Here is a 26746-nt window from a genome sequence, read left to right as displayed (position 1 = left end):
TACCTCCTCATTATTCTTTTGCATTCCACTGTTCAATTTTTTCTTTTTTATACATTGGGAAATAATTCCCATCAATGGCATCTCTTATTTCTTTCATTAAATTATTATAAAAATATAAATTGTGAATTACACAAAGCCTCATTGCAAGCATTTCTTTTGCTTTGAATAAGTGTCTTATATATGCTTTAGTATAATTTCTGCAGGTAGGGCAATTACACTTGCTATCAATTGGACTGTCATCCAACTTATACTTTTCATTTAAAAGATTTATTTGCCCATGCTCTGTAAACACATGAGAATGTCTTCCATTTCTAGCAGGAAGTACACAGTCAAAAAAATCCACACCTCTGTCTACAGCTTCAAGTATGTTTGTTGGAGTACCAACCCCCATCAAATATATCGGTTTGTCTTGAGGAAGATATGGTACAACTTTTTCTATTATTCTATACATTTCTTCACTGCTCTCACCTACAGCCAAACCTCCGATAGCATACCCATCCAAATTCATATCACTTATTATTTTTGCATGTTCTATCCTTATATCGTCATAAGTACCTCCCTGATTTATTCCAAATAACATCTGATTTTTATTTATGGTATCAGGAAGTGAATTCAATCTATTCATTTCCACTTTACATCTTTTAAGCCACCTTGTGGTTCTCTCTACTGATTTTTGCACATAATCTCTTGGAGCTGGGTTCTTTACACATTCATCAAAGGCCATAGCTATGGTAGATGCTAAATTGCTTTGAATTCTCATGCTTTCCTCAGGTCCCATAAATATTTTTCTTCCATCTATATGTGAAGAAAAATATACTCCCTCTTCTTTTATTTTTCTTATCTGAGCCAAAGAAAATACCTGAAATCCACCTGAATCAGTTAAAATAGGTCTATCCCAGTTCATAAATTTATGAAGTCCTCCAAGCTTTCTAATTACATCATCTCCGGGTCTTAAACTCAAATGATATGTATTCGAAAGTTCCACCTGACATCCAATATTCTTTAAATCAACACTAGAAACAGCACCCTTTATAGCAGCTAAAGTTCCTACATTCATAAAAACTGGAGTTTGAACTACACCATGTACTGTAGTAAATTCGCCGCGCCTTACGCATCCCTGCTTTTTAAGCAATTTATACATCAAAATACACTCCTTTTACTTTATGAACATAGCATCTCCAAAGCTAAAAAATCTATATTTTTCATCGACTGCAATTTTATAAGCATTCATTATTTTATCTCTTCCACAAAGTGCACTTACCAGCATTATTAGTGTAGATTCAGGTAAATGAAAATTTGTTATAAGATTATCTACAACTTTGTATTTATATCCAGGATATATGAATATATCCGTCCAACCCGATTGCTCCTTTACTCTTCCATTTTCATATCCAATAGTCTCAAGTGTCCTGCATGATGTAGTGCCTACTGAAATTATCCTGTGGCCGCTTTCTTTAGCCTTATTTATCTTGTCTGCCGTTTCTTTTGTCATGGAATAATACTCTGAATGCATATCGTGATCTTCTATATTTTCAACCTTAACTGGTCTGAAAGTTCCAAGTCCAACATGTAGAGTCAAAAATGCTATTATAACTCCTTTATCTTCTATTTTTTTTAGCAGTTCTTTTGTAAAATGTAGACCTGCTGTAGGTGCTGCTGCCGATCCCTCTTCTTTTGAATATACTGTCTGATACATTTCCTTATCTTCTAGTTTTTCCTTTATATAAGGTGGAAGCGGCATTTGTCCAAGCCTGTCAAGAACTTCCTCAAATATTCCTTCATATTCAAATTTAACTATCCTATTTCCATCCTCTTTAACTTCAACTATTTCTGCCTTTAACTCTCCGTCTCCAAAATCAAACCTACTTCCAACTTTTGCTCTTTTTCCGGGTTTAACTAAAGTTTCCCATGTACCGTCTGGCAGCCTTTTAAGAAGTAATATTTCCATTTTACCGCCACTGCCCTCTTTAGATCCTATAAGCCTTGCCGGTAAAACCCTGGTATCATTTAACACAAGACAATCTCCAGGCTCAATATAATCTATTACATCCTTAAATACCTTATGTTCTATATTTCCTGTTTTCTTATCAAGTACCATAAGTCTCGCTTCATCTCTCTTTTGGAGAGGGTATTGAGCAATTAATTCTTTTGGTAGGTAATAATCAAATTCTGTAATTTTCAAATTGTTCACTCCATTTCGTTTGATTCATGATGTCTTTTAACTCTTATTTGTAAAACAATGATGACTGCTTTAAATTTTTACCTGATTTAGTTCTGTTTAAATGCCTGTATGCACTATCTGATGCTATCCTTCCCCTTGGAGTTCTTATTATGAAACCTTTTTGAAGAAGATATGGCTCATATACATCCTGTATAGTATCTAATTCTTCACCTATAAAATAAGCAAGAGTTTCAAGTCCAACAGGCCCTCCTTTAAAATTGTCAATTATAGCTTTAAGTATCTTATTATCTATACTGTCAAAACCTTCATTATCAACTTCAAGTAATTTTAATGCAGCCTTACTGGTTTCTATATCTATAGTTCCATTTCCTTTAACTTCTGAGTAATCACGTACTCTCTTTAAAAGTCTATTTGCGATTCTAGGTGTCCCCCTAGATCTTCTCCCTATTTCCTTTGATGCCTCTTTCTCTATTTTAACATTAAGTATATCCGCTGATCTAACTATGATTTCACTCAATTCATTTTCACTATAGAATTCCATAGGACACAGCATTCCAAATCTATCTCTTAGAGGTGATGTTAAAAGTCCTACTCTAGTAGTTGCCCCTATTAAAGTAAATTTAGGCAAATCCAGACGTATAGATTTTGCTGAAGCACCCTTTCCTATTACTATATCCAGAGCATAATCCTCCATAGCAGGATATAATATTTCCTCAACACTTCTATTTAATCTGTGAATTTCATCTATAAAAAGTACATCCATATCATTTAAATTTGTAAGTATTGCAGCCAAATCACCTGCTTTTTCTATAGCAGGACCTGATGTAACTTTTAAATTTCCACCCATTTCATTTGCAATTATATTTGCAAGTGTAGTCTTGCCGAGTCCCGGAGGTCCATAAAGTAATACATGGTCAAGGGCTTCTTTTCTATTCTTTGCAGCTTCTATAAATATTTTAAGCTTATTCTTTACATTTTCCTGTCCTATATATTCATTGAGTTTTTTAGGTCTTAAACTATACTCGCCCTGCCCTTCACCATCTAGTATAGTTGGGGTTACAATTCTATCTTCCATATATTAATCACCTAACCTAACCCATTAAAAATTTAAGTGCATCTTTGATTATAGCTTCAATAGAATCTCCTATTTTTATTGAAGCTAAAGCTTTAGATGCCTCTTTTTCAGAATACCCGAGCGCCTCAAGTGCCTCAAGTGCTTCTGAAATATTATCAGAATTATTTTCTTCTGCATTTAATTCTTTATCAAATCCAGCTATTTCCGTTGAATCTATCTTATCCTTAAGTTCAAGTATAATTCTCTGTGCAGTTTTTTTACCTATTCCTGGAGCTTTAATTATAGTTTTTTCATCTTCAGTTATTATGGAATACTTTAGATTATTTACATTAGTTATTGACAATAAAGACAGTGCAGCTTTTGCTCCTATACCATTTACTCCAAGCAGCAAATTAAACATATTAAGCTCTTCCTTAGTCAAAAATCCATATAAACCAATAAAGTCTTCTCTAACTATTTGAATTATATATATCTTTACAGCATCACCAACTTTAGGAATATGAGCAAGAGTACTTCCTGATGTATTTATCTTATATCCAATGCCATTGTTTTCAATTACTATATAATCTTTATTCATTCCTTCATAAGTTCCCTTTATATACTCATACACTAAAGATTTCCTCCATAATTGTAATGATATTTTACACAATAATCATATTATAACATAATATACTTTATCATTTTAAAAATCTTTATTCAAGTAAGCAATATTTAATAGAACTGTAAAAAAACCTTAAAGGCTATTATTCATAGTCTTCAAGGCGTGCTTTTGCATCTTCTAGTGTATCACACTCAAAATATTTATCTCCATTTGTCAAAAGTTCTATATCTTTTTGTTTCAATCTGCTTGTCTTTATGTCAGTTACATCTCTTGTAGAATCTTCTATAAACATATTTCCATTTTTATCTGTTTTATATATGGCTATGAAACCATCCTTTATCCCAACTACATATTTATTTGGAGCATATTTATCTACATTCCTTATGAGTACTACCTGAAGTGAGTTGAAACTATCTACATTATACCCTGATTTTTCGTATATGCTTTCAATTTCACTTTTAGTTTTTCCAGCCAATTTTGATGCAGATTCTTCATTTTCCGTTTGAATATCTCCACTTTTGCTGTATTTAACTTTAAATACCAAATTTCCTTTTGCAGAAACAGTCTTATTTAAATTTGAATTTGTATTTATTGCATTACTAACTTGATAAGTACTTTTTTTTGTATTATAATTCTTAAGTTTAGTTATACATATATAGCAACTTACCGTAAAAACTAAAATAGTTAAAATTGCTAATAAAGCTTTACGTAATTTTATTATATCCATAATATCCCTCCTTATTTGAATATTATGGACACTATTTTATACTATTATACACATATATCTATTTTTGTGGAAATTTTTTAGTATTTATTCTACTCCCCAGTTATTAAACTCATCTACAAGCCATCTATTTCCATTATAAATTAATGCAGCATCAATAGTAGACTCATCACCACCATAGTATCCTTTTATTTTAACACATACTTTATTTCCATCATATTTCTTGGATACTATCTGAGCATTTTTCACAATAATTGCCGGTTCGGGATTTCCATATCTCATATAAAGTTCACCATTTACATAAGTAAATGCAAAATCAACAGTACTATTTATAAATCTATCAGTATAATAATTACTGAACCCATACTTTTTATTTAAATATTCCTGAACAGACTTATAAAAACCAGTATAATCTTTTACTTTAGCATAACTTATACCTGATAAATCAATATAAGAATCTCCATCCACATTAGTTTTAAGCATTTTCTGAAAAGATTCATCTCCACTAATCATTAACTTTTTAATATCAGCATTAGATATTACTGGTTTATTTTGTTCTGATATACTATCTCCGTCTGTAAGTATTACAGGACAGTTTTCCTTTGCAGCTAAAGCACTTCCCGATAAAGCATCAGGAAAATTTTTTTCATTTGCAATAATCACACTTTTGAGTTTATCACTAGTAAAATTATTTGCTATATTAATTGAAGTTTCATATCTGCTTAATTCCGATATTCTATTTACTGAATATCTTGATTTAGCCTGTGCTGAGCCTCCTGTTCCTAGCATTATAGAAACTCCCATAACTAAAGCTATAACTTTTTTCATTAACAGTCCTCCCATAAATAGTAAAAAACTCTATAAATCTCATACTATATTGTCAACTCTTTTAAAAGTTACACTTTCTTAGATTATGTCTATTTGAAATTTACTTTTTATTCTTAGCTCCATCTATCCCACCTGCAACAGCTATTTTTGCAGCCACCAATCCATGTAGAGCCGATGATGCTGAGATCCCGGTAAGTGCAGTTCCTACCAAATCTCCTAAGCATAGTCCAACTGCACCGCCACCTATAATATTTCCTATAATCTTTGCTCTCTTTATTTGATCTTCATCTGCACCTTTAGTTTCCGCAATATATTTACCTATACTACCTCCAGCTTTAGATCCATATTCAACAACTTTGTCCATAGCAATTCCAAGTTCATTTCCTGATAATTCAGCAGTTTTGCACATGACTTTTCCCAAACCTTTTGAAACTTTATCTGATTTTTCAGCTATTTTTGGTTTATGTGCACACTTCACTCCAATCGATATAGTTTTTCCTACAGTCCTTATACTAAATTCTGCAGTTTTCCCTACAACCTTCCCTGTAATCTTAATTGCACCGCCTAAAAATCCCATTAACACTTGCCTCCTTATAATTTGAATTTATACATCAATATTATTATCTATTCTATCGGCATATAAGTATAAAATTTTGAGTTTTCTTCACCTTTATAATCCTTATCATACAATTCTAAAAGAGGAAAATTTGATAATCTATACTTTTCATTTAAAGAATTTATTTCGGATAAATCATCCATAATCAACTTTTGTATATTTTCGCTTTCTTTTGAAGAATAACATATGTATCTATGCTGAGGAACTTTAAACACCTTCATATCTTGTGGTATACTCTCGGCATTTGAAACCTGCACACCTACAACAAATGAAAACCCTAAATTTTTTATAGAAAATCTAGGCTCTTTATATTCAGGCAGGGCATTAATTCCTTTAATGACATATATATTATCTGCATTTATAGTATTTTTTATCTTATTAATTTTAGATTTAAAATCATCAATAAGATAATTAACACTTCCAAATGGTATTATCCTTCTATATTCACAAGCAACAAAAGTCATTTCAGGCAAACTAACCATACCCTTTTTAGATTTAGTATTTTCTTCTTCAATTTTTCTATATTTTTCACTGATTATTTTTAAATCGCCACTTATAAGCGAACATATGTAATTTTTATATTTTATATTTTTCTTAGTACTCATGTATTTAAACAAAATTTCACAAAAATTCATATCTTCTTCAGTAGCTGGAAAATTATTAAGTACATCTGTATAATTGTAAACACTATCCTCATTCATCATTGGATTATGCTTCTTCCTACTTTCAACTAACCTCTCAATTAAATCCCAGTTTATAGTATCAGCTTCTATATATTTTTTCATATCATCATTTATTTCTAAACCATCAGCATTACTTAACTTTTTAATAATACTCTGCCAGGCATCCTTCTTATCTTGAGTATCTAGAGTTTCATCTATTATATAATCTGAAATAATAAAAATAATATACTCTCCAAAAAATCCAGAAAAGTTTCTTTTTAATTCATTTTTCATGTTATCTTTTTTAGCTTCCATAAAATCATCTCCATAAAATTATCCTAAAATAAGAGTAACACATTTTTTATTTATGCAGTCAATATATTTTAATAAAATTTTTAATGAAACACTATAATCTTTAGTTTATAACTTGATTTAATTTTAAAAAAACTCTAATATATCAGTACAGATTTAAAACATTTTAAGATTAAATGTTTATACAAAATATGCAAATATTTCATGTATAAATTGCAATAATATGCAATTACTATTGAATTTTGTAAAATTTTAGTGTAATATAATTTATATTGCTACATTGATAATAGCACATTTATCGAAAGATAAAGTCGCAAAACTATGGGTCTAAAGGGATTCATTTCCTATGACTGCCAGGTTACCAAATTATAGTTTTAATAATCAATATTTATACTTATATTCTGGTACCTATTTATATATTAATAGGTACATTTTTAATTTATCAAAATTAAAAATGTATATTATAAAAAATAATATTGTTTAAGGAGATTAGTATGGGCATAAAATTAAGTTGTATTGATGTTTGTCATGCTTCCAGAGTTGTTTCAAATGACTTTTATTTAAAGCATTTTGAACAACAAAATAAGAATGTCGAACATTTATTAGTAGATGTAATGGGAAGAGATAAGAGATTTATGTTTGATGAAGATGAAACAACCTTATCTTTAGCTGTAAAAGTTTCAAAATCCGTATTAGACAAAGCAAATTTGAAAGGGCGTGACATAGATGTATTAGTCTATTCTTCTATATTATCAGAATATATATCACCAGCAACATCAATTTTATTGCATAAAGAATTAAATCTGAGAACAAATGCAATGTGCTTTGATATGAATGCAAATTGTGCTGGCATGGCTATTGCTTTAGAACATATGTCAAATTATTTGATATCTTCAAAACGTGCAAAAAGAGCTTTAATTGTCGGGTGTGATGATGATAATTCTTTAATTGATTCTAATAATGAACTTTGTTATGGTAATTATGGACATGCAGCATGTGCAATAATTTTAGAAAAGGTAGATGATGATTGCGGTGTAATTGATACTGAATATTATGTAAATACAAAAGTAAGTGACAAGGTTATGTATCCAAGCCGCGGTTTTTCCAATTTCTTTAAATCAAAAAATATAGATGAACTTTGTTTGAAATGGTTACCATTTAATAGCGGTTTTTTTGTTTATCCTGCAACAGAAATTATAAAAAGACTGTTAAAAAATAATGGACTAACAAGAAATGATATTAGTATGTTTTGTTTATCTCAGCTTGCACTTAAAAATATAAAAAAAATAAGGGAACTTATGAATATAGATGAAGGCAAGAGTATCTATATAGGCGATAAGTATGGATATACCGGTACTAGTAGTCCTTTTATAGCATTATATGAATCTATAAAACAAGGTAAAATCAAAAGAGGAGATTATGTAGTATTTTGGACATTTGGAGCAGGTTCTCAAAGTATAGTAATGCTTTATAAATATTAAATCAAAGATGAAGATAAAAAAATCAATATATTTAGGGGGACATAAAATGAACACTAAAGAGAGCTTTCAAATAACTTTTAATAAAAAATCACTTAAAGTTGTACTAATAATTTACATGGTATGCTGTGTTCTATCATTCTTATTCTATTCTTCAATAAAATTACTTGGGCTTAATGACAAAATAAGTGTAATTTCTTTAATCATACTTGGAATACTTATTTTAATTTATGGTATAGCCTTTTATAAATGTTATAAATGTACCATTACTCAAAATGGTTTTAATATGAAAGCATTTAATATAACAAAAATTGTACTTTTAATAATAACTTATTTTCAGTATTTATATTTGAACCTTACAATGTACTTAAATTCAATATGGCTTATAGTCTTCTTTTTCGTTATTCTTGGAGCCTTGTTTTTTGATATAAAAATGATTATAGCGTCAATAGCTTTAAGCCTTTTATGTCAAATCATAGTATTTGTAAATAATCCTTCAATTTTTCAGGATAAACAATTAATTATTGCAGAGTCAGCTATGAAAATTATTACTATCTTTATAACTTTGGCATTAATTTTCCTAGTTGTATACTTTGCATCTAATCTATTAAAGTCAATTGGTGATAAGGAAGTTGAGTTAAAAAAAGAAAAGCAACAATTGTTAGATTTATTTGGAAATATAGCTCAAATTTCTGCTACTGTTTTGTCATCAAGTGAAAACTTAAGTGCAGCTATTGAAGAACAAACAAGTTCACTTCTTGAAGTTTCAGAAACAAGCCAATCTGTATCAAAAAGTTCTGGTGAAATGCTTGATAAATCAAATAAAAATAAAGAAATATTAAATACTTTATTAAATGCTAATGAGGTTGTTGCTAAAAAAACCAAGGATAGTGAAGATAAAATAAACTACTTTATCAATGTTACAGATAAAAATCAGAAATCTTTAAATGATACTCTTTCAATTATTATGGATATAAAAAATAGTATAGAGGATACATTTAAGTCTACAAAAGATTTGGAACAAAAATCAAGACAAGTAGATGAGATATTAAATCTTATAGGAGATATATCAGAACAAACCAATCTTCTTGCTTTAAATGCATCAATTGAAGCAGCAAGAGCAGGTGAACATGGTAAAGGATTTGCAGTAGTAGCAGATGAAATAAGAAAATTAGCTGAAGGAACAAAACAATCACTTAATCAAGCAAGTACAATAGTAGATGAGCTGAAAAATAAAATTGATGTAGTTCAAAAACAAATGACTCATAATAACGAAAAGTCTCAGACCGGTAATAGTATTATTAATGAAACAGTCAGAGGAATAAATGTTATGACTTCCGATTTGAAATTATTTAGTAATAATATTCTAGATACAAATAATGCTTCTACTACATTATTTACAAAAACTAAAAATGTAGTTCAATTTAATGAAGAAGTGTCAAATATAACAAAAGATACAATATCAAAATATGAAATGATAACAGAAACGATATCTCAAAATGCCGCTACCAGTGAAGAAATAGAAGCTAACATTAATGAACTTAGAAATGTTGCTGAAGATATGAATAAACTTATTAAATAGATTTTGGTTGTATATAAAAATGTACCCAAATTTATGTAAATAATCTAGGTACATTTTTTAGTAATAATAAACATTAAAGACACCTTTTGAATATAAGTAATTTCATGCATACATTCAAAAGGCATTATATTGCATCATGGAATAGTAAAAAAACGTATAACATCACATTTTTCAACTACTTAAGTATGTAAAACATTGATATAGCTTATCCTTCAAATTCTTCCGGGAATTCAGCATTGTGGTAGACATCCTGAACGTCATCATCGTCTTCAAGTTTGTCTATAAGTCTTTGAACCTTTTCAGCAGCTTCCATATCAACAGCTGTAACATTATCCGGTATCATAGTGATATCAGCTGAAACAAACTTAAATCCATCTTTTTCAAGTGCATCACGTACAGATATAAAATCCTCTACCGTAGTTGTTATTTCAAATACCTCATCCTGAGCATCAAAGTCTTCAGCACCTGCATCTAATACCTGCATCATAACTTCGTCCTCATCCATGTCTTCTGTTCTTTCTATTACTATCTGCCCTTTAGTCTGGAACATCCAACCTACACAACCATTAGCCCCTAGATTTCCACCACTTCTTGTAAAAGCAGTTCTAACATTTCCTGCTGTTCTGTTCTTATTATCAGTCAATGCTTTAACTATTACAGCTACACCGCTTGGTCCGTATCCTTCATACGATACTTCCTCGTAGTTTACACCTTCAAGCTCTCCTGCACCTTTTTTAATTGCTCTAGTTATAGTATCCTGAGGCATATTGTTTGCCTTTGCTTTTGCTACTACTTCTCTTAATTTTGAGTTAGTTTCAATATTTGAACCATCCTTGGCTGCAATTGCAATAAGTTTACCTATTTTAGTAAATATCTTACCTCTTTTTGCATCTATTTTACCCTTTTTCGCTTGTATATTATGCCATTTTGAATGTCCTGACATATGATTTCCTCCCAACGTACTATTTGTATATAAAACCTTAAATATTATATCACATAAATATTTATAAATACAAATTAGCTAGATATTACCTGATAAGCTTGTCTCATCTTTATACAGTCTATTGCCCATTTTAAAGTAATATTGTTCATCTCCAACTATAACTTCACATTTTCCCCTTGTTATATTTATAACTCTATTTATTATTTTATCATTATCTTCAAGCCCACAATATATTAATATTTTAACTTTATCTTCATATTCTATATTTTCTATATGCCAGAATTTTTGTTGAAAATCATACTTGATTTTTTCTATATCAGCATAATCTACTACTATGTTAAGTTCTACACCTTTAATTTTTTCTATAATTCCAGCTTTATCTACAGCCCTGGCAGCCGCTTTAGAATAAGCTCTAAATAGCCCACTTTTCCCGAGTAAGATTCCTCCAAAATATCTTGTAACTACGATAACTACATCCGTTATCTTATTTTTTTTTATAACTTCAAGAACTGGTATTCCAGCAGAACCCTGAGGTTCTCCGTCGTCACTATACCTTTGTATATTCATGTTCTCTCCAAGTGCATAAGCAAATACATTATGCTTTGCTTCTTTTTCCAAGCTTTTTATTTCACTTATAAATTTTTTAGCATCATTTTCTGTATAAACTCTCTTTGTCCTACCTATAAATATAGATTTTTTTTCTTCAAAACTATCCTTAGCTTCATCCTTCACTGTAAAATAGCTCATGTTAAATTACCTCTTTTTATTTCATTATTAATAGCATTTATGTATTCTTCTGCCGATTTTCTAACATATTCCTTACATTTCAAATCTTTTATATATTCTATTTTTTTTAAAGCCCTATGACTCTTTATCTTCGCAAGAGCTTTTATAGCATACATTACTACCTGAGGATTTATATCATCTAAAGCTCTAATTAGTGCAACTTCTCCAGATTTATCACCAAGTTTTCCAAGAGCAGAAACTGCCATTCTCCTTACATTCACGTGATTGTGAACTGTACCTTTGATAAGTATATTAAATCCCAATTTGCTTTTCAGTTCTCCCAATATCCATATAGCATTCTCTTTATCTTTAGTTTTCATATCAGAATAATTACGATTTATAAACTCTACAAGTCTGTGCTTGTTAATATTATCTAAATTTTTTAGAATATCTATTTTGTCAAATTTTCCAGACGATGATATAGAATTAAAAAGTTCCCTTTCATTATTACTTTTAACTAAAATGCCATACTTTATCTTACCATTTATTATACCATTTTCAACTATATCTCTACTCAAATTTCTTATTTTACAAATAGCATCAATATTTTTACCTTCTAAATACAGAAAATAAGTTATTTCTTCATCAGTATATATATCTATATTATTCCAATCTATATTTAGCATTCCATTCAAAGACAAAAAATCACCCCATACACCATTTAAAAAATTTCAATATTAATATGTATCACTTACAATATCATAAAGTATACGTATTCCTTCCTCTATCTCCTCATCTCCCAATTGAGAAAACCCAAGTCTAAAATATTTTTGTCCTTCCTTAGGATTTTTATAAAATAATGTACCTGGAGTTATCAAAACATTTTTTTCCCTGGCAATTCTAAAAAGCCTTAAACAATTTATATTTATAGAATCAGAAATCTTAAAATAAAAATGCAGACCACCTCCAGGCTCATTAAATTTTATTTTATTTTTGAAATATTTTTTAAGACAACTTTTTGTATATTCATATCTTTTTGAATAAATTAAATTTAATTTACTTATATAATTTCTCCAAAGTCCCTTTCTAATGTATAAGTCCAATGCCCTTTGCATAAGGCTTGACGTAGATATATCGGTATTTATTTTGGAATTTTGTATACTGTCTTTAAATTTTTTAGGAGGAACTAAATACCCTATTCTTATACCAGGTAAAAATATTTTTGAAAAACTTTTTATATATATAACTCTGTCATTTAAGTCCAAACTTTTAAAGCTATTGTATTTTATACGCTTGTCATAAATAAGTTCTGAAAGATAATCATCTTCAATTATATAGAAATCATATATTTGTGCTAAATTAAGTATCTGTCTCTTTTTTTCAATGCTATAACTTACACCTGTTGGATTCTGAAAATAACTCATGGTATAAAAACATTTAATATTATTTTTCTTTAATATTTTTTCAAATATATTTATATCTATTCCATCTTTGTCCATGGGAACCTCAAATATATCTGCACGTCTCCATTTGAATACAGATAATGCTCCACTATAAGTTGGCTTTTCCAGTACTATACCATCATTAGTATTCACAATAGCTTTTGAAACTACATCTATCCCTTGTTGTGCACCAGATACTATGAGTATATCTTCACTATTTATTTTATTATTCCAAAACACACTACTTATGCTCTCCCTAAGTCCATCATACCCTAAAGCTTCCTGATAAGTAAGAGCTGCTGCTCCATCCCTGTCAAGCACTTCATCTATAACATTTTTAAAAGATTTTATAGGGAAAAAATCTCCATTTGGACTTTCATCTGTAAAGTCCAAATAATCATTATTACCACTATTTGCTATCTTTTTTAAAACATTGGAATATTCTCTTCTAAAATTTTTATTTATGTCCCTTCTCTTTGCATATGTACCACTGCCTATTTTTTGAAAAGCATATCCTTCACTTTCAAGCTTTTTATAGGTATTAATTATAGTTACATTGTTTACTTTTAAAAAACTAGCCAAATTTCTTATAGATGGCAATTTTTCACCATCTTTTATTTTATTACAATCAATTAAATTTTTTATGTGCTTCTCTATAACTTTATATTTAATTATTCCTTCTCCATCAAGTTTTAAAAAATACTTATCCATTCAAGCAGCACTTCCTATTAATATAAATTAACTTAATATTAAAATACAACTTATTATTATATAAAATATACATTTTCTTTAAATAGCATAAATTCATTTTTTATTTTATAATCTCTGGTTTCCTTTTTTATTATATTCTTTTCCCATAATTTATTAAGTATTTCTTCCATGCATATATCATACTCTTTAAATAACTCATCATTCTCTATTTGCTGTGAACTCAAAAAAGTATCTTTTTCTCTCATATAATTTATAAGCACATTTACAAAATTTCTTATGTTGTCATCCACGCTTTTTTGGAAATAATCAATTATTTTATTTACAGCTTCTTTTAATTCCTCTATTGTATCTCCATGAAAAAATAAATTATCTACATATCCTTTAAATTCGTCATTTAAGCTTATAGCAACCATTGTTGCATCTTTACTTATCATATGTCCTGTATAATTAACATATAATTTTGAAAATTCTTCTACTGACTTTACTGCAGAAATATATGCAGTATAAATTCCATCATTTTGAAGATATTTTTTACATATGGCTGCATTTTTCAGTAAGTTTCCAAGATAGACCATGCCCCATCTTTCTCTGTCAATATCTGGATAATACCTTATGCCATCATATATAGAAGTTATCTCCATATCTTTAGAAAAAACCAGTCTGGAAGAAGATATAATTCTATGGATAAATCCTCCTCTTATATTTTCTTCATTGATCTGCAAAAATTTATTTTTGCTCATAAGTTTAATATGAACCAATATATCTTTTTCTTCTGTATATATATTTTTAAACTCAGAATTTTTGTCATCATATATAACAAAAAGATCAATATCTGATTCATCCCATAGATCACCCGTAATCATACTTCCAAAAACCATAACGGCCAATATGGAATCATCTTTTTTTAATCTATCAACAGCACTATTAAATGCTCTTTGATACTTAAGTATTGTACTTCCCACTTTATTATGCCCCCTTTATTTATAACTGTGCATAATTATTCATTAATCATTCCCTAATATTTTTATTAAATATATAAAAATTATTATATATTATATACTAAATTTGCATATAAATACAATAGAAAATATATAATAAATTTGAATTTACACTTATATGACAAATTTATAAAGTTTATTATATATTTTTTTATCTACCAATGCACATATATAAGTACCATCATATCTGTACTCTTCTTCTTTAACTTTAGAATTTTCGTGTATTAAAGCAACTGTACTTTGATCCGTATATGGTATAAGAAATTTAGCTTCCACTACTTTATTTCCAATAAGTTTACCTATTTTTTTCAGAAGTAACTCCAGATTTATTTTTTCTTTCGCAGATATATAAACTATTTCCGATCCATTATATTTCTCATTAATTTTATTTATATTGTCATTTACCTCCCTGTCAATTTTATTTAATACTAATAAAATTGGCTTATCTCCTGCCCCAAGTTCAAGTAATACTTCGTTAACTGCTTCTATGTGTTCTAATGCTTCATTTGATGATACATCCACAACATGCAAAAGAAGATCGGAATAAATTACCTCTTCAAGTGTTGATTTAAAAGCTTCAATTAATTGATGTGGAAGTTTTTTTATAAATCCGACTGTATCTGTTACTGTAATTGCCCTTCCATCCTCTAATTCCAGTGCTCTCGTTGTAGTATCCAAAGTTGCAAAAAGCATATCTGCTTCAAATACCTTTTCTTTATTTATATTTTCTCTTAAATTTGCTATTTCACAAAGAGAATTTCTCAGGGTTGATTTTCCAGCATTAGTATAACCAACTAAAGATACTTTCGGAATATCTCTTCTTCTTTCTCTCTGAACTTTTCTAACTTTACTTATCTTTTTTAATTCAGATGCCATCTCATATATTCTATCTCTTATATGCCTTCTATCTGTCTCCAGCTTTTTCTCTCCAGGTCCTCTTGTACCTATACCTCCTCCTGTCCTTGAAAGGCTTATTCCAAGTCCTGAAAGCCTTGTAAGCCTATATTTAAGCTGGGCAAGTTCTACCTGTATTTTTGCTTCTTTACTTCTTGCTCTTCTTGCAAATATATCAAGTATTAAGGTAGTCCTATCTATTATTTTTATTCCAAGCATATCCTCTATATTTCTAATCTGTGATCCAGAAAGTTCATCATCAAAAATCATTACATTAGCTCCATTTAGCTGGGCAAGATATGATAATTCTTCTATTTTACCCTTTCCAACATAAAATACTGGATCCTGAACTGTTCTATTTTGAAATACTTTACTAACAACCAAAACATTGCAGGCTTCTGCAAGCTCTTCCAATTCATCTAAGCTTAATTTATTATCAATACCTACAATTATGGCCTTTTCAATATCATCTTGTACCGATATTTCTCTATTCATTAAATTTTCAATATACTCTACTCTATTCATAACATTATAATTTACAGCTTCATCCATTGATAAATTTTCCAAAGTTTCATATGCGAGCTTTTCATTGTATACATTACAGAAACCCAAGCTTATAGTAGTAACTTTTCCATCTTTTACACCAATAGCCGCAATACAATCAAGCTTTAGTTTTAAAAGTGCTGAAATATCAAGGCTGGAAAGTCTCGAATCACCATTCGGATGCGTATGTATAATTTTAACTCTAGATAATTTATTTTCTCTTGTATCTATTTCAGGAATTTCAACTGTACTGCTATCTCCAATTGAAACTCTAGATACATTCCCTTTTCTGTCGATAAGTACGCTTACCTCTTTGTTTAAATAATCCGTCATATATGAAAGGAACTCAATCAATTCATAATTACATATATTATTTTGTGGCAGCTTAAACTTATAAACTTCTTCCATTTTATCAAGTATAGAATTTTTTATGCCTTCTGTATTTCCATATATCACCATATCATCTCCAAACCATTTACATACATCTATTATTGCATTTTATAGCATAAAAATACGAATGTAAACTGTATTACACATAAAAACATTGAAAAATAAGAAAATTATTGTTACTATTAATAATATAATTTTATACTATATACAAGTTGGAGGATTACAATGGAAGAAAAAGCACGAAATATACTATTAACTAAAGAACAAATTTCAAATAGAATAAATGAAATCGGAAAACAAATAACTAATAATTATGAAGGCAAGAAACTTTACATATTATCCATCCTGCGAGGCAGTTTTATATTTACAGCAGATCTAGTACGAGAAATAAAATGTCCTTTAAAAGTAGGTTTTATGACTACATCAAGCTATGGTAACTCTGAAACATCTTCAGGCCTTGTAAAAATTATAAATGATATACCTGACAATATAAAAGGTTATGATGTGTTGATTGTCGATGACATAACAGATACTGGAATTACAATGGATTTTACTATAAATCATGTTAAATCTCTCGGGGTCTCTTCTGTTAAATGCTGTGTTCTACTTGATAAACCAGATAGAAGGAAAGTAAATTTAAAACCTGATTTTTGCTGCTTTAAAATTCCAGATGTATTTGTGGCAGGTTATGGATTAAATTATGGAGACTATTATAGAAATGTTCCTTATGTATTTAACTGGGAATAAAATAAATAATATCAACTTAAACTAAACTGTATTTAAAAATAAAACTGCAGATAAGTTTTACAAATATTTAAACTTATCTACAGTTTTTCTCATTGTTTTAATTTAACGTCTAAATTTCATTAATATTTTTTTTGTGTTATAATAATTAAAATTGATAAATCCATGTATAATTTTAACAAGGAGGACAATTATGGCAAAGAGACGCAAAAAGTCTCGGTATAAAGCTTTAAAGCTTACATTTACTATACTTATTTGTATATTTTTACTAGTATCTATGGCAACTATCGGAATTGGTGCAGCTATAATCAAAAACTCACCTCCCCTGGATGTAAATAGAGTACTTAATTTAAATGAGCCATCCATTTTATACGATGATAAAGGAAATTTTATGGACGTAGTAGCTACTACCGAGCAAAGAACTGTTATTTCTTTTAATACTATGCCTGATAATTTAAAAAATGCTTTTGTAAGTATTGAAGACGAAAGATTTTATAAACATACTGGCATAGACATAAAAAGATTAACAAGTGTAATTTTTATAGATATAAAAAATAAATTGACAAATAAATCTGGAATTCAAGGAGCATCCACAATAACACAGCAATTAGTAAGAAATATTTATCTATCTTCTCAAGTTAGCTTTAAAAGAAAACTACAGGAAATATATCTTTCTTTAAAATTAGAAAAGCTTTTAACGAAGGATCAAATTTTAGGAGCATATATGAATACAATTTTTCTTGGGGGAAGAGCTTTCGGAGTTGAATCAGCTGCGCAACAATATTTTGGCAAATCAGCTAATTCACTTAATCTAATTGAATGTGCTTTCATTGCAGGTATACCTCAAAGTCCATCAGTATACAACCCTTATTCCAGTGCAGCCAAGAAAAATCCATCTATATACTTAAACAGGACAAAAAATGTACTAAAAAAAATGTATGATAATAACTATATAAGTGAAAAGCAGTATTTAGATGGGATAAATGATATTTCAAGTGGAAAATTAAACATAAAACCGTATACTCCTAAAAGCAATAAATTAGAAAACGAATGGTTTTCAATGCCTGCTATAGACGCTGTGAAAAAAGATTTGAAAGTCAAATATCAGTACACGGATTCACAGGTCAATCAATTATTAACATATGGCGGCTTGAAAATATATACATCTATGGACAAAAATTTGCAAGAGCAGACACAAGAAACTCTAAATAATGACAGTGCACTTGGCAGCTCTTCTGATAAAAATGGTATAATACAGCCACAGGCTTCAGCTGTAGTTATGAATTATCATACAGGAGAGGTAAAAGCTCTAATAGGTGGTAGAGGTACTCAACCAGCAATGTCTTATAATAGAGCTTCATCAGTAAACTATCTAAGACCGCCTGGCTCATGTATAAAGCCTTTGACCGTATATAGTCCTGCTATAGATTTAAAAAAAGCTACCGCAGCTACTACTATAGAGGATTCACCATTATCAGACGATTTGGCACAAAAATATAGCTCAAATGGAACCCCTTACAATCCTAAGGATGATGAAGAAATGACCAATGGTGATATGACTTTAAGGAATGCCCTTATGAAATCAATAAATGTTATAGCAGTTAAATTGGAAGATACTCTAGGGCTTGAAACCGGTGCATCTTATGCTGATAAATTTGGAATATCATTAGATACTGACGATAGATCAAGTATAGCTGCACTTTCACTAGGTGAGCTTCATAATGGTACTAATACTCTGCAAATGGCAGCAGCTTATGGTGTATTTGGAAATAATGGCATGTATACTGCACCTAGACTTTACACAAAAGTTACAAATAGAAATGGAAAAGTAATACTAGAATCAAAAGTTGATACTAAAAAGGTAATTTCACCTGCTACTGCATACATAATGTATGATATGCTAAAAGGTCCAGTAAGCAAGGATGGAACAGGTCCTTCTGCAAATTTTAGTAGTATGGTAAGAGGTAAAACAGGTACTTCAAGCGATAAAAAAAATCTATGGTTTTCAGGACTTACACCTTATTACTCAGCTTCAATATGGATAGGTAATGATGATAATTCATCAATAAATTCATTAAACAGTAATTCAGCAGCTGCAATTTGGGCAGACGTAATGAGACCTTTTCATGATGGGTTGCCTGCAAAAGATATATCAATGCCTTCTGGTGTTGTAATTTCAAAAGTTTGTTCTGAATCAGGATATTTACCTTCTCCACTTTGTTATATTGATCCAACTGGCAGCAAGGTTTATGATGAACTCTTTTTAACTGGTACTATACCAACAAATGAGTGCAACCTTGGTCATACCTGGTTCAGCAGTAATCCTTTATCAACAAATAAAAATAAAAGTAAGAAAACATACGGAAATCAAAATGAATCTAACAACATTAATAATGAAAATGAACAAAATAATAATCCAGCTTTTACTATACCAAATAATACTGATTCTAATAGTAGTACTAAACAACAAGATAATAGTTCTAATGACAACAAAGATGCCAATACAACCGATAAAAAATCAGACGACAATTTAAATTCTACTAAATAAAATTAGTCTATTGTACTGTGTATATTTAAATATTTATACAGTACAATAGACTAATTTATATACTTTTTAAAATTATTCTTCTAAAATATCTTTCATCATTTTTAATACTTTTTTCTCAATTCTTGATACCTGAACTTGGTTTATTCCTAACATTTTTGCAACCTGTACCTGTGTTTTATCTTTAAAGTATCTAAGCATGATAATCTGTCGTGATTTTACATCTAAATTTTGAAGAGTTTCTTTTAAAGCTATCCTATCTACCATTTCTACATCTTCATTTGGATTCTGACTTAACTTATCTATTAAAAGCACCGGAGAACCATCATCCTGATGTATAGTGTCATACAAATATTGCATACTATTTGCTGATTCTGATGCAAATATTAAATCATCTACATTAACTCCAGAATAATTTGATAATTCTTCAACAGTAGGTTCGCGATTTAACTTTTTTGTCAGCTTCTCTTTATCATAATGAAGTTTCTTAGCAGTATTTTTGACACTCCGGCTTACCTTTATCATACCATCGTCTCTTAGAAACCTTTTTATTTCACCCATTATCATAGGTACAGCATAAGTTGAAAATTTAACATTGTACTTTTCATCAAAATTGTTAATGGCCTTCATTAGACCCATACAACCTATTTGAAATATATCCTCGTACTCATATCCTCTATTTAAAAATTTTTTGCTTATTGAGGTCACCAGAGGTAAATTAACCTCAACCAGTTTATTCAATGAATCTTTATTACCTTTTTTTGCAGATTTTATAAGTTTTAAATTGTCGTTATAGTCATAATTAGATATTTTTACAGCTTCTTCACTCATATTATTCACCTAACTTAATGATTTAAAAACTTTTTTCATTGTAACTCTTGTCCCTTTGTTCTTTTCAGATTGAATTTCAAGAGAATCCATAAAAGTTCCCATGACTGTAAATCCCATACCAGATCTCTCAAGATCCGGTCTTGAAGTATACAGAGGCTGCATTGCAAGTTTAATATCCTCTATTCCGACACCAGTATCCTCTATTACTAGAGTAAGTTCTTTTCCCTTTATATATGCATTAATTTTTACTATGCCTTCATTATTTTCATAGCCATGAATAATAGAGTTTGTAACTGCTTCTGACACTGCTGTTTTTACATCAGCGAGTTCATCTATGGTAGGATCTAATTGTGCTGCAAAAGCTGCTACTGCTACTCTTGCAAATCTTTCATTTTCTGACTTACTAATAAACTCTATTTTCATACTGTTATCATACATTTAATTATCCCCCCATTAAATATTCTCAACAGCTTGCTCAACACTGTCATAAAGCTTTATTATCTTAAACATACCTGATAATTCAAATACTCTTTTTACTGAATCATTCACCCTTGCAATGCAAATACTCCCCGCTTTTGAATTAAGCTTTTTATACCTTCCAATAACAACACCTATTCCTGAACTATCCATAAAGCTTACGCTAGAAAAATCAAGTATAAGCTTATTAAAATTATCTCTATCAAGCCTATCATCAATTTTATTTCTAACTTCTTCAGCACTATGGTGATCCAATTCTCCAATCATATGAACTATAAGTTTATCATTTTTAACTTCAAATTCTAAATTCATATACATCAAACTCTACTAAAATCACAATAAATTTAATATGGTCATATATGATCTCAGCGTTAAGCTGCTGCTTAACTTTAATTTGCAAATACAGCAATTACAATGACCTATTGCTGTATACCTAAAATTTATATATAAATACTATATAAACCTTAGTATGTGCAAAATATTGCACAGTCCGAGTCAGACAACATCTCCCCCCTCTCTTTTATAAAATAGAAAATCCTAATAGATATATTCTCTATGTGGTATAATTTTCCTCTATTTTTCATTAGTTTTTTCTAGTCACCTTAGTATATATTTTTACCATATATTATATTTTTAAACAAACTTAATTAATATGTTTTATATATTTTTACTATAAATTAATTGCACTTGCTTTCTATTACATTAATTTCATTTGCAGTAAATTCAAAAAATTTATATAAGTATTTATTGTTGTCAGTATTACTAAAATGGAAATTTAGAAGTGGTATTTTTAGCTTCATGAGATTACTTGGATAATATTCATATACATCTTGTCCTAATTTTTTAGCAAAAGTTTTAAAATAGAATTCATATACAGTACTGTTTAAAATATAAAGAAGATCATTATAATTAAAAATATCTGTTCTCTTTAAAGTGATACAATATATGTCTGCACTAAAATAACTGCCACTGTCTATAGCAAATTTATTGCTGTTTGATTTATATGGAAACACAATTTTTTCTTTTTCAAATATTTCTGGTTTTCTACACCATTCAAGTTCATACCAGTTCCTGTTTCCAGATTTGCATTCTCTTCTATTTTCTAATTTGTCTTTATATCTACTTATAAACTTTATTGAATTTTTATATGTATCGGGGTTCTTAACATAATTTAAATATATAATATATTTTTCTGTACGAATAACACTGTATTTGTCAATATAACTGCTTTTTATCCACGGTTTAACTACATTCAATTCGATATTGTATTTTTTTATAGAAGTATAATCTAAAATAAACGCTTTATCACAGCCAGTTATTATGCCCTGATGACTTTCACATATATCAGACAATAAAATTTTTGCTTTTTTCTCTATTTTTTTTAGTATATTTTCTTCAATTTTATTTACAAATACCCATCCATTCTCTTTCAAATTACTTTGTAAAATTGAAAATTTTGTACATCTCTCTTTATAATTAAAAAAATTTGAATCTTGAAGTTTATTATTTTTAGGTCTTATAATTTCTATATCATTTTCCTTAATATTTTTTTCCTTTCGCAGAAACATTATTATTGGATCTATTCCTATATATCTAAAAGGTCTTATTCCATAGAAATCTACAATCTTATGGACTTTTGTATTTTGTACTATAAATTTTCTAAGTTTTCCTCCACTTTTGGATTCACAAAAATATCTAGATGCAATAAAAGAAAGTTTTCCACCTAACCCAAGACATCGTATGGATTTGCTAAAAAAACAATATAGAATATCCCCTTTGCCATTATACACATCAGTATATTTTTTCTTTAATATCTTAAAATAATTCTTATCTCCAGATTTATGTCCAATATATGGAGGATTTCCTATTAAAAAATCGAATTTTTCGTTTATCCTATCAATTAAAAAATCTTTAACTATGAAATTTTTTTCATTTATATTACCACTTAATCTAAATAAATCAATTTTTAAAATCATAATTGCAATTTTATCTATATCAAATCCAAATAAATTAAAATTGACTATATGTTTTTCTATATCACAATAATTTAATTTTATGTTATTCTTTTTATTTATCTTATCAATATTTTTTAAATATATATCTTTTAAATATTTAAAACATTCAAGCATTAAATTTCCGCATCCACAAGAAGGATCTAAAATTTTTATATACGGATTGTTTATTATATTTTTTTCAACTATTAAATTTTTAATTATAAAATTCGCTATTTCCTTAGGTGTATATACTATTCCATACTTTTTACTTTCTCTTATCAAGCTATAATACTTACTAGAAAATCCACATTCACATGGAATTTTCAGTTTTCTCTTACAGTAATCTATAAACTTATATTTTTTATCTATTGTAAAATTCTGATTTATATAAAAATATACGTCATTAATAATTCTATAAAATTCATTCATTTTATAAACCTTCGCCTTATTAAAATAAATTTTTATTTAATTTATAAATAATTTAGAATTTATTTCTAGCATATTAGTAGTATAAATTATTTTATCAAGTATACCATAAATATATCATACTTATGGTAGGTGATGTGTATATGAAGAAAAGTTTAATATCATTTTTTTTAATATTTATAATTTCCATGTCGCTTTTTTTTAGAGCAAAAGCTTGCAATATAAGCGTTTCAAATAATATAGGAAATAAATATACCAATATTTTTAAAAATGATGCTAAAGAAAATGACGAAAATCTGCTCAAAGGACTGGATATTTCTCAATTAAGTAAATCCGAAAAAAATTGGTTTTTTAAACCTAAAAATGATGGAACTCCATCTGAAGAGCCTGCTGAGATCTTAAATCTCATAAAAAAATATTCAGGATATTATTTGGGTGATACTTCAAAAAAAGTTATTTATTTAACCTTCGATGAAGGATATGAAAATGGATATACCGATAAAATTCTCGATATTCTAAAAAAGAATAACGTAAAAGCTGCCTTCTTTGTTACCACTCCATATATAAAAGATAATGAAGATCTCATAAAAAGGATGGTAAATGAAGGACATTTAGTATGTAATCATACAGCAAAACATCTTTCCATGGCAAAGCAGGCAAAAAACACACAAAAATTTCAAAATGAATTTACAGTAACAGAAAAAGCTTACACAAAAGTTACAGGAAAGGAAATGCCTAAGTTTTTTAGACCTCCGATGGGAAAATATAGTGAATTATCGCTCTTTTATACCAAGAAACTAGGCTATAAGACGATATTCTGGAGTTTTGCTTATAATGACTGGAATAGAAATAAACAGCCTTCACCTGAATTTGCAAAAAATAAAATATTAAGCAGAACTCATAATGGTGCTATAATTTTACTTCATGCAGTTTCAAAAACAAATTCAGAAATTTTGGATTCAGTAATTAAGGATTGGAAAGCTAACGGTTATACTCTTGAGAGCCTGGATAAATTACCATAACTTGTTTTATCCTTCCCCAAAATATAATTACTTTATGATTTTACTTTATATTATATAAAAACTTAGTTATAATTAATTATATTATGATAAACTAATTATTTTATACTAATTTAAATATTAATAGAATGTTTAATTAATCTAATTTATATTTGAGGGAGATATTATGAGAATTACGCAAGAAGCGGATTATAGCTTTAGAGTTATACTATACTTGTCTAAACTAGGTTACGGTGAAAAAATTGAAGCTAAATCCATATCAAAAGATCAAGGTATACCACTTAGGTTTCTTCTAAAATTACTCAGGAAACTAACTCATTCTGGTATTATAAAATCCTATAGAGGTGTAAACGGTGGTTATTCTCTAAATCATACACCGGATGAAATCACTTTAAAAGATGTTATTGAAGCTATAGACGGGCCAATATATATAAGTAGGTGTCTTAACGATCCTAATGAGTGCAATATAAATAACGCTTCTACCTGTGAAGTACATTTAGCTTTGTCAAAAATACAAAATAACCTGGTTCTTGATCTTAAAAACATAACTTTTGGAGATTTATTAAAAAAAAGCTAAAAAGTTATAGAGTACACTGAATATTAATTTACTCTATTGTACTCTATAACTTTTATCAAAAATTTAGGTATGGATGACAATCTTCTTATTCTCCATGGCTCTTTGATAACTCTGTACAGCCACTCTAATCCAAACCCTATCATCCATTTTGGTGCCCTTTTTACATTTCCTGAAAATACATCAAAGCTGCCGCCAACTCCCATAAATATACTGCATGGAAGTTTTTCTAAGTTTCTACTTATAAATATATCCTGTTTCGGCGAACCCATAGCTACAAAAATAGCATATGGTCTGCTTTTATTTATATCATTTATAATATCTTCACAGCTGTCCAGATTAAAATATCCATTATGACTTCCGGCTATTTTTAAATTTTTATAAGTACTTTTTAAATTCTTAATACAATTTTCAAGTACATTCTGTTTAGCCCCTAAAAAATATACAGTCTTATTTTCATTCTCACATTTTTCAATAATGCTTTTCATAACATCTATTCCTGCAATTTTTTCTGCTACAGGTTTTTTTATTACTTTAGAAGCCAGTACAGTTCCAACTCCATCCGGTATTATTACTGAATTATTTTGTGTGAAACATTCAAACAATACAGGATCATTAATACCATTATATAGTACTTCAGGATTCCCGGATACTATATTTATCTTATCAAAATTTTCTATATACTTAATAAAATCATTCTTTGTTTTATTAAATACATCATAGCCTAATATTTTTGTAAACATATTTTCCCCCATAGTTTTTTAAAACGCTCCTTCACTCTTAAATACAGAGAAAACTGTCTTAAAAAGTATTTTTATGTCCATAAATATAGAAAAATTTTTTATATAGGTTAAATCATATGATACTGTTTTGCCAAGTTCAATTTCTCCTCTTCCACTTACCTGTGCAAGCCCGGTTATTCCAGGTGTAACCATAAGTCTCTGAGCATACGATTCAGTATAAAGTTTAACCACATCAGGTATTTCAGGTCTAGGACCGACTAAACTCATATTTCCCATTAATACATTTACAAGCTGCGGAATTTCATCCAAACTTGTTTTTCTTAAAAAAGCACCGGATTTTGTAACTCTATTATCACTTTTGCTCTGAAACACAAAATTTTTTAAATCATTTTTATCTATATCCAATTCTCTTTTTTTTTCAGCGTTTACTATCATGGTTCTAAATTTATATATAGTAAAATTATTTCCACCTTTTCCAACCCTAATTTGCTTGAATATAACCGGACCTTTTGAATCATGCCTGATCCAGATAGCAACTATTAAAAATATTGGGCTTAACACCACTATTCCTATAAGCGAAAGTATAAAATCAAATATTCTCTTTATAAAAAATTGTATCTTCTTTCTATTTATATCTCTATCCAAGTCAATTTTTATATCTTCGGCCTGCATAAATTTCCTCCCTC

The 26746-nt window shown here is 28.8% G+C and carries 26 protein-coding genes and 1 riboswitch; of the genes, 6 read left to right on the top strand and 20 right to left on the bottom strand.

What is annotated here, in order from left to right; all coding sequences use genetic code 11:
* Positions 1 to 10: 10 nt before the first annotated feature.
* From tgt to J2Z42_RS05690, 8 genes are all read right to left on the bottom strand, one after another.
* Entirely contained in the window at positions 11 to 1141 is a 1131-nt protein-coding gene (gene tgt, locus J2Z42_RS05725; protein WP_209701691.1) for a tRNA guanosine(34) transglycosylase Tgt, read from the bottom strand.
* Positions 1142 to 1156: 15 nt separating this feature from the next.
* Positions 1157 to 2182 carry a tRNA preQ1(34) S-adenosylmethionine ribosyltransferase-isomerase QueA gene (gene queA / locus J2Z42_RS05720; protein ID WP_209701690.1) on the bottom strand — a complete coding sequence of 342 codons (1026 nt, stop codon included), beginning with the start codon at positions 2180 to 2182 and terminating at the stop codon, positions 1157 to 1159.
* 43 nt (positions 2183 to 2225) lie between these two features.
* Positions 2226 to 3257 carry a Holliday junction branch migration DNA helicase RuvB gene (ruvB, locus tag J2Z42_RS05715; RefSeq protein ID WP_209701689.1) on the bottom strand — a complete coding sequence of 344 codons (1032 nt, stop codon included), beginning with the start codon at positions 3255 to 3257 and terminating at the stop codon, positions 2226 to 2228.
* A gap of 16 nt (positions 3258 to 3273) precedes the next feature.
* Entirely contained in the window at positions 3274 to 3867 is a 594-nt protein-coding gene (ruvA, locus tag J2Z42_RS05710; RefSeq protein WP_209701688.1) for a Holliday junction branch migration protein RuvA, read from the bottom strand.
* Between the two features lie 133 nt (positions 3868 to 4000).
* Positions 4001 to 4585 carry a hypothetical protein gene (locus tag J2Z42_RS05705; protein ID WP_209701687.1) on the bottom strand — a complete coding sequence of 195 codons (585 nt, stop codon included), beginning with the start codon at positions 4583 to 4585 and terminating at the stop codon, positions 4001 to 4003.
* An 84-nt stretch (positions 4586 to 4669) separates the two neighbouring features.
* Positions 4670 to 5410: a cell wall-binding repeat-containing protein gene (locus J2Z42_RS05700; RefSeq protein ID WP_209701686.1), complete on the bottom strand. Its 741-nt coding sequence runs from the start codon at positions 5408 to 5410 to the stop codon at positions 4670 to 4672.
* 100 nt (positions 5411 to 5510) lie between these two features.
* Positions 5511 to 5987: a hypothetical protein gene (locus tag J2Z42_RS05695; RefSeq protein WP_209701685.1), complete on the bottom strand. Its 477-nt coding sequence runs from the start codon at positions 5985 to 5987 to the stop codon at positions 5511 to 5513.
* 47 nt (positions 5988 to 6034) lie between these two features.
* On the bottom strand, positions 6035 to 7003 hold the full coding sequence (locus J2Z42_RS05690; RefSeq protein WP_209701684.1) for a GyrI-like domain-containing protein: 969 nt from the start codon (positions 7001 to 7003) through the stop codon (positions 6035 to 6037).
* A gap of 275 nt (positions 7004 to 7278) precedes the next feature.
* Positions 7279 to 7366, top strand: a riboswitch (cyclic di-GMP riboswitch).
* Between the two features lie 128 nt (positions 7367 to 7494).
* On the opposite strand from J2Z42_RS05690, the gene J2Z42_RS05685 reads away from it, so the two are divergent.
* Both J2Z42_RS05685 and J2Z42_RS05680 read left to right on the top strand, forming a co-directional pair.
* Positions 7495 to 8481, top strand: a complete 987-nt coding sequence (locus J2Z42_RS05685; protein ID WP_209701683.1) for a 3-oxoacyl-[acyl-carrier-protein] synthase III C-terminal domain-containing protein — start codon at positions 7495 to 7497, stop codon at positions 8479 to 8481.
* 46 nt (positions 8482 to 8527) lie between these two features.
* Positions 8528 to 10060 (top strand): methyl-accepting chemotaxis protein, encoded by a 1533-nt coding sequence (locus tag J2Z42_RS05680; RefSeq protein WP_209701682.1) that lies wholly within the window; start codon positions 8528 to 8530, stop codon positions 10058 to 10060.
* 205 nt (positions 10061 to 10265) lie between these two features.
* Here the strand turns inward: J2Z42_RS05680 and J2Z42_RS05675 are convergent, their stop codons facing one another.
* From J2Z42_RS05675 to hflX, 6 genes are all read right to left on the bottom strand, one after another.
* A complete protein-coding gene (locus tag J2Z42_RS05675; protein ID WP_209701681.1) occupies positions 10266 to 11003 on the bottom strand; it encodes a YebC/PmpR family DNA-binding transcriptional regulator in 738 nt (245 codons plus the stop codon).
* Positions 11004 to 11081: 78 nt separating this feature from the next.
* Positions 11082 to 11750, bottom strand: coding sequence for a YigZ family protein (locus J2Z42_RS05670; protein ID WP_209701680.1), 669 nt, complete (start codon positions 11748 to 11750; stop codon positions 11082 to 11084).
* Positions 11747 to 12415, bottom strand: coding sequence for a HEAT repeat domain-containing protein (locus tag J2Z42_RS05665; RefSeq protein WP_439897315.1), 669 nt, complete (start codon positions 12413 to 12415; stop codon positions 11747 to 11749). Before J2Z42_RS05665 ends, J2Z42_RS05670 begins: the two co-directional genes overlap by 4 nt.
* A 51-nt stretch (positions 12416 to 12466) precedes the next feature.
* Positions 12467 to 13882 carry a MocR-like pyridoxine biosynthesis transcription factor PdxR gene (gene pdxR / locus J2Z42_RS05660; RefSeq protein WP_209701679.1) on the bottom strand — a complete coding sequence of 472 codons (1416 nt, stop codon included), beginning with the start codon at positions 13880 to 13882 and terminating at the stop codon, positions 12467 to 12469.
* 56 nt (positions 13883 to 13938) lie between these two features.
* The gene (locus J2Z42_RS05655) at positions 13939 to 14844 is read right to left on the bottom strand and encodes a nucleotidyltransferase domain-containing protein (protein WP_209701678.1); all 906 of its coding nucleotides are present in this window, start codon (positions 14842 to 14844) and stop codon (positions 13939 to 13941) included.
* Positions 14845 to 14994: 150 nt separating this feature from the next.
* Complete coding sequence (gene hflX, locus J2Z42_RS05650) at positions 14995 to 16773, bottom strand: GTPase HflX (RefSeq protein ID WP_209701677.1); 1779 nt, start codon at positions 16771 to 16773, stop codon at positions 14995 to 14997.
* 159 nt (positions 16774 to 16932) lie between these two features.
* Here hflX and hpt point away from each other — a divergent pair, with 159 nt between their 5' ends.
* Positions 16933 to 17454 (top strand): hypoxanthine phosphoribosyltransferase, encoded by a 522-nt coding sequence (gene hpt, locus J2Z42_RS05645; protein ID WP_209701676.1) that lies wholly within the window; start codon positions 16933 to 16935, stop codon positions 17452 to 17454.
* Between the two features lie 190 nt (positions 17455 to 17644).
* Positions 17645 to 19999 (top strand): transglycosylase domain-containing protein, encoded by a 2355-nt coding sequence (locus J2Z42_RS05640; protein WP_209701675.1) that lies wholly within the window; start codon positions 17645 to 17647, stop codon positions 19997 to 19999.
* Positions 20000 to 20071: 72 nt separating this feature from the next.
* Here the strand turns inward: J2Z42_RS05640 and sigF are convergent, their stop codons facing one another.
* The 4 genes from sigF to J2Z42_RS05620 form a co-directional block, all read right to left on the bottom strand.
* The gene (gene sigF / locus J2Z42_RS05635) at positions 20072 to 20827 is read right to left on the bottom strand and encodes an RNA polymerase sporulation sigma factor SigF (RefSeq protein WP_209701674.1); all 756 of its coding nucleotides are present in this window, start codon (positions 20825 to 20827) and stop codon (positions 20072 to 20074) included.
* 9 nt (positions 20828 to 20836) lie between these two features.
* Positions 20837 to 21265: an anti-sigma F factor gene (gene spoIIAB / locus J2Z42_RS05630; protein WP_209701673.1), complete on the bottom strand. Its 429-nt coding sequence runs from the start codon at positions 21263 to 21265 to the stop codon at positions 20837 to 20839.
* Between the two features lie 15 nt (positions 21266 to 21280).
* Entirely contained in the window at positions 21281 to 21616 is a 336-nt protein-coding gene (gene spoIIAA, locus J2Z42_RS05625; RefSeq protein WP_209701672.1) for an anti-sigma F factor antagonist, read from the bottom strand.
* A 365-nt stretch (positions 21617 to 21981) separates the two neighbouring features.
* Positions 21982 to 23727 (bottom strand): Eco57I restriction-modification methylase domain-containing protein, encoded by a 1746-nt coding sequence (locus J2Z42_RS05620; RefSeq protein ID WP_209701671.1) that lies wholly within the window; start codon positions 23725 to 23727, stop codon positions 21982 to 21984.
* 140 nt (positions 23728 to 23867) lie between these two features.
* Between J2Z42_RS05620 and pdaA the strand changes: the two genes are divergently transcribed.
* On the top strand, positions 23868 to 24746 hold the full coding sequence (gene pdaA, locus J2Z42_RS05615) for a delta-lactam-biosynthetic de-N-acetylase (protein WP_209701670.1): 879 nt from the start codon (positions 23868 to 23870) through the stop codon (positions 24744 to 24746).
* A gap of 163 nt (positions 24747 to 24909) precedes the next feature.
* A complete protein-coding gene (locus tag J2Z42_RS05610) occupies positions 24910 to 25320 on the top strand; it encodes an RrF2 family transcriptional regulator (RefSeq protein ID WP_209701669.1) in 411 nt (136 codons plus the stop codon).
* A 23-nt stretch (positions 25321 to 25343) separates the two neighbouring features.
* Here the strand turns inward: J2Z42_RS05610 and J2Z42_RS05605 are convergent, their stop codons facing one another.
* Both J2Z42_RS05605 and J2Z42_RS05600 read right to left on the bottom strand, forming a co-directional pair.
* The gene (locus J2Z42_RS05605; RefSeq protein WP_209701668.1) at positions 25344 to 26060 is read right to left on the bottom strand and encodes a WecB/TagA/CpsF family glycosyltransferase; all 717 of its coding nucleotides are present in this window, start codon (positions 26058 to 26060) and stop codon (positions 25344 to 25346) included.
* An 18-nt stretch (positions 26061 to 26078) separates the two neighbouring features.
* Complete coding sequence (locus tag J2Z42_RS05600) at positions 26079 to 26732, bottom strand: sugar transferase (RefSeq protein ID WP_209701667.1); 654 nt, start codon at positions 26730 to 26732, stop codon at positions 26079 to 26081.
* Positions 26733 to 26746: the final 14 nt, after the last annotated feature.

The sequence above is a fragment of the Clostridium algifaecis genome (assembly GCF_017874415.1).
In the GTDB taxonomy this organism is placed as follows: domain Bacteria; phylum Bacillota; class Clostridia; order Clostridiales; family Clostridiaceae; genus Clostridium_B; species Clostridium_B algifaecis.
The sequence above is the reverse complement of the archived record's forward strand: the minus strand, read 5'-3'. Positions and strand labels throughout refer to the sequence as shown.

Bases quoted from the DNA above. Each gene is read 5' to 3' on its own strand.
- sigF (WP_209701674.1), bottom strand. From the start codon at position 20,827: ATGAGTGAAGAAGCTGTAAAAATATCTAATTATGACTATAACGACAAT.
- J2Z42_RS05685 (WP_209701683.1), top strand. From the start codon at position 7,495: ATGGGCATAAAATTAAGTTGTATTGATGTTTGTCATGCTTCCAGAGTT.
- tgt (WP_209701691.1), bottom strand. From the start codon at position 1,141: ATGTATAAATTGCTTAAAAAGCAGGGATGCGTAAGGCGCGGCGAATTT.
- J2Z42_RS05610 (WP_209701669.1), top strand. From the start codon at position 24,910: ATGAGAATTACGCAAGAAGCGGATTATAGCTTTAGAGTTATACTATAC.
- J2Z42_RS05705 (WP_209701687.1), bottom strand. From the start codon at position 4,585: ATGGATATAATAAAATTACGTAAAGCTTTATTAGCAATTTTAACTATT.
- J2Z42_RS05670 (WP_209701680.1), bottom strand. From the start codon at position 11,750: ATGAGCTATTTTACAGTGAAGGATGAAGCTAAGGATAGTTTTGAAGAA.
- pdxR (WP_209701679.1), bottom strand. From the start codon at position 13,882: ATGGATAAGTATTTTTTAAAACTTGATGGAGAAGGAATAATTAAATAT.
- J2Z42_RS05640 (WP_209701675.1), top strand. From the start codon at position 17,645: ATGGCAAAGAGACGCAAAAAGTCTCGGTATAAAGCTTTAAAGCTTACA.
- J2Z42_RS05675 (WP_209701681.1), bottom strand. From the start codon at position 11,003: ATGTCAGGACATTCAAAATGGCATAATATACAAGCGAAAAAGGGTAAA.
- J2Z42_RS05690 (WP_209701684.1), bottom strand. From the start codon at position 7,003: ATGGAAGCTAAAAAAGATAACATGAAAAATGAATTAAAAAGAAACTTT.
- ruvB (WP_209701689.1), bottom strand. From the start codon at position 3,257: ATGGAAGATAGAATTGTAACCCCAACTATACTAGATGGTGAAGGGCAG.
- spoIIAB (WP_209701673.1), bottom strand. From the start codon at position 21,265: ATGTATGATAACAGTATGAAAATAGAGTTTATTAGTAAGTCAGAAAAT.
- pdaA (WP_209701670.1), top strand. From the start codon at position 23,868: ATGAAGAAAAGTTTAATATCATTTTTTTTAATATTTATAATTTCCATG.
- J2Z42_RS05700 (WP_209701686.1), bottom strand. From the start codon at position 5,410: ATGAAAAAAGTTATAGCTTTAGTTATGGGAGTTTCTATAATGCTAGGA.
- J2Z42_RS05695 (WP_209701685.1), bottom strand. From the start codon at position 5,987: ATGGGATTTTTAGGCGGTGCAATTAAGATTACAGGGAAGGTTGTAGGG.
- J2Z42_RS05605 (WP_209701668.1), bottom strand. From the start codon at position 26,060: ATGTTTACAAAAATATTAGGCTATGATGTATTTAATAAAACAAAGAAT.
- spoIIAA (WP_209701672.1), bottom strand. From the start codon at position 21,616: ATGAATTTAGAATTTGAAGTTAAAAATGATAAACTTATAGTTCATATG.
- J2Z42_RS05680 (WP_209701682.1), top strand. From the start codon at position 8,528: ATGAACACTAAAGAGAGCTTTCAAATAACTTTTAATAAAAAATCACTT.
- hpt (WP_209701676.1), top strand. From the start codon at position 16,933: ATGGAAGAAAAAGCACGAAATATACTATTAACTAAAGAACAAATTTCA.
- J2Z42_RS05620 (WP_209701671.1), bottom strand. From the start codon at position 23,727: ATGAATGAATTTTATAGAATTATTAATGACGTATATTTTTATATAAAT.
- J2Z42_RS05600 (WP_209701667.1), bottom strand. From the start codon at position 26,732: ATGCAGGCCGAAGATATAAAAATTGACTTGGATAGAGATATAAATAGA.
- J2Z42_RS05665 (WP_439897315.1), bottom strand. From the start codon at position 12,415: ATGCTAAATATAGATTGGAATAATATAGATATATATACTGATGAAGAA.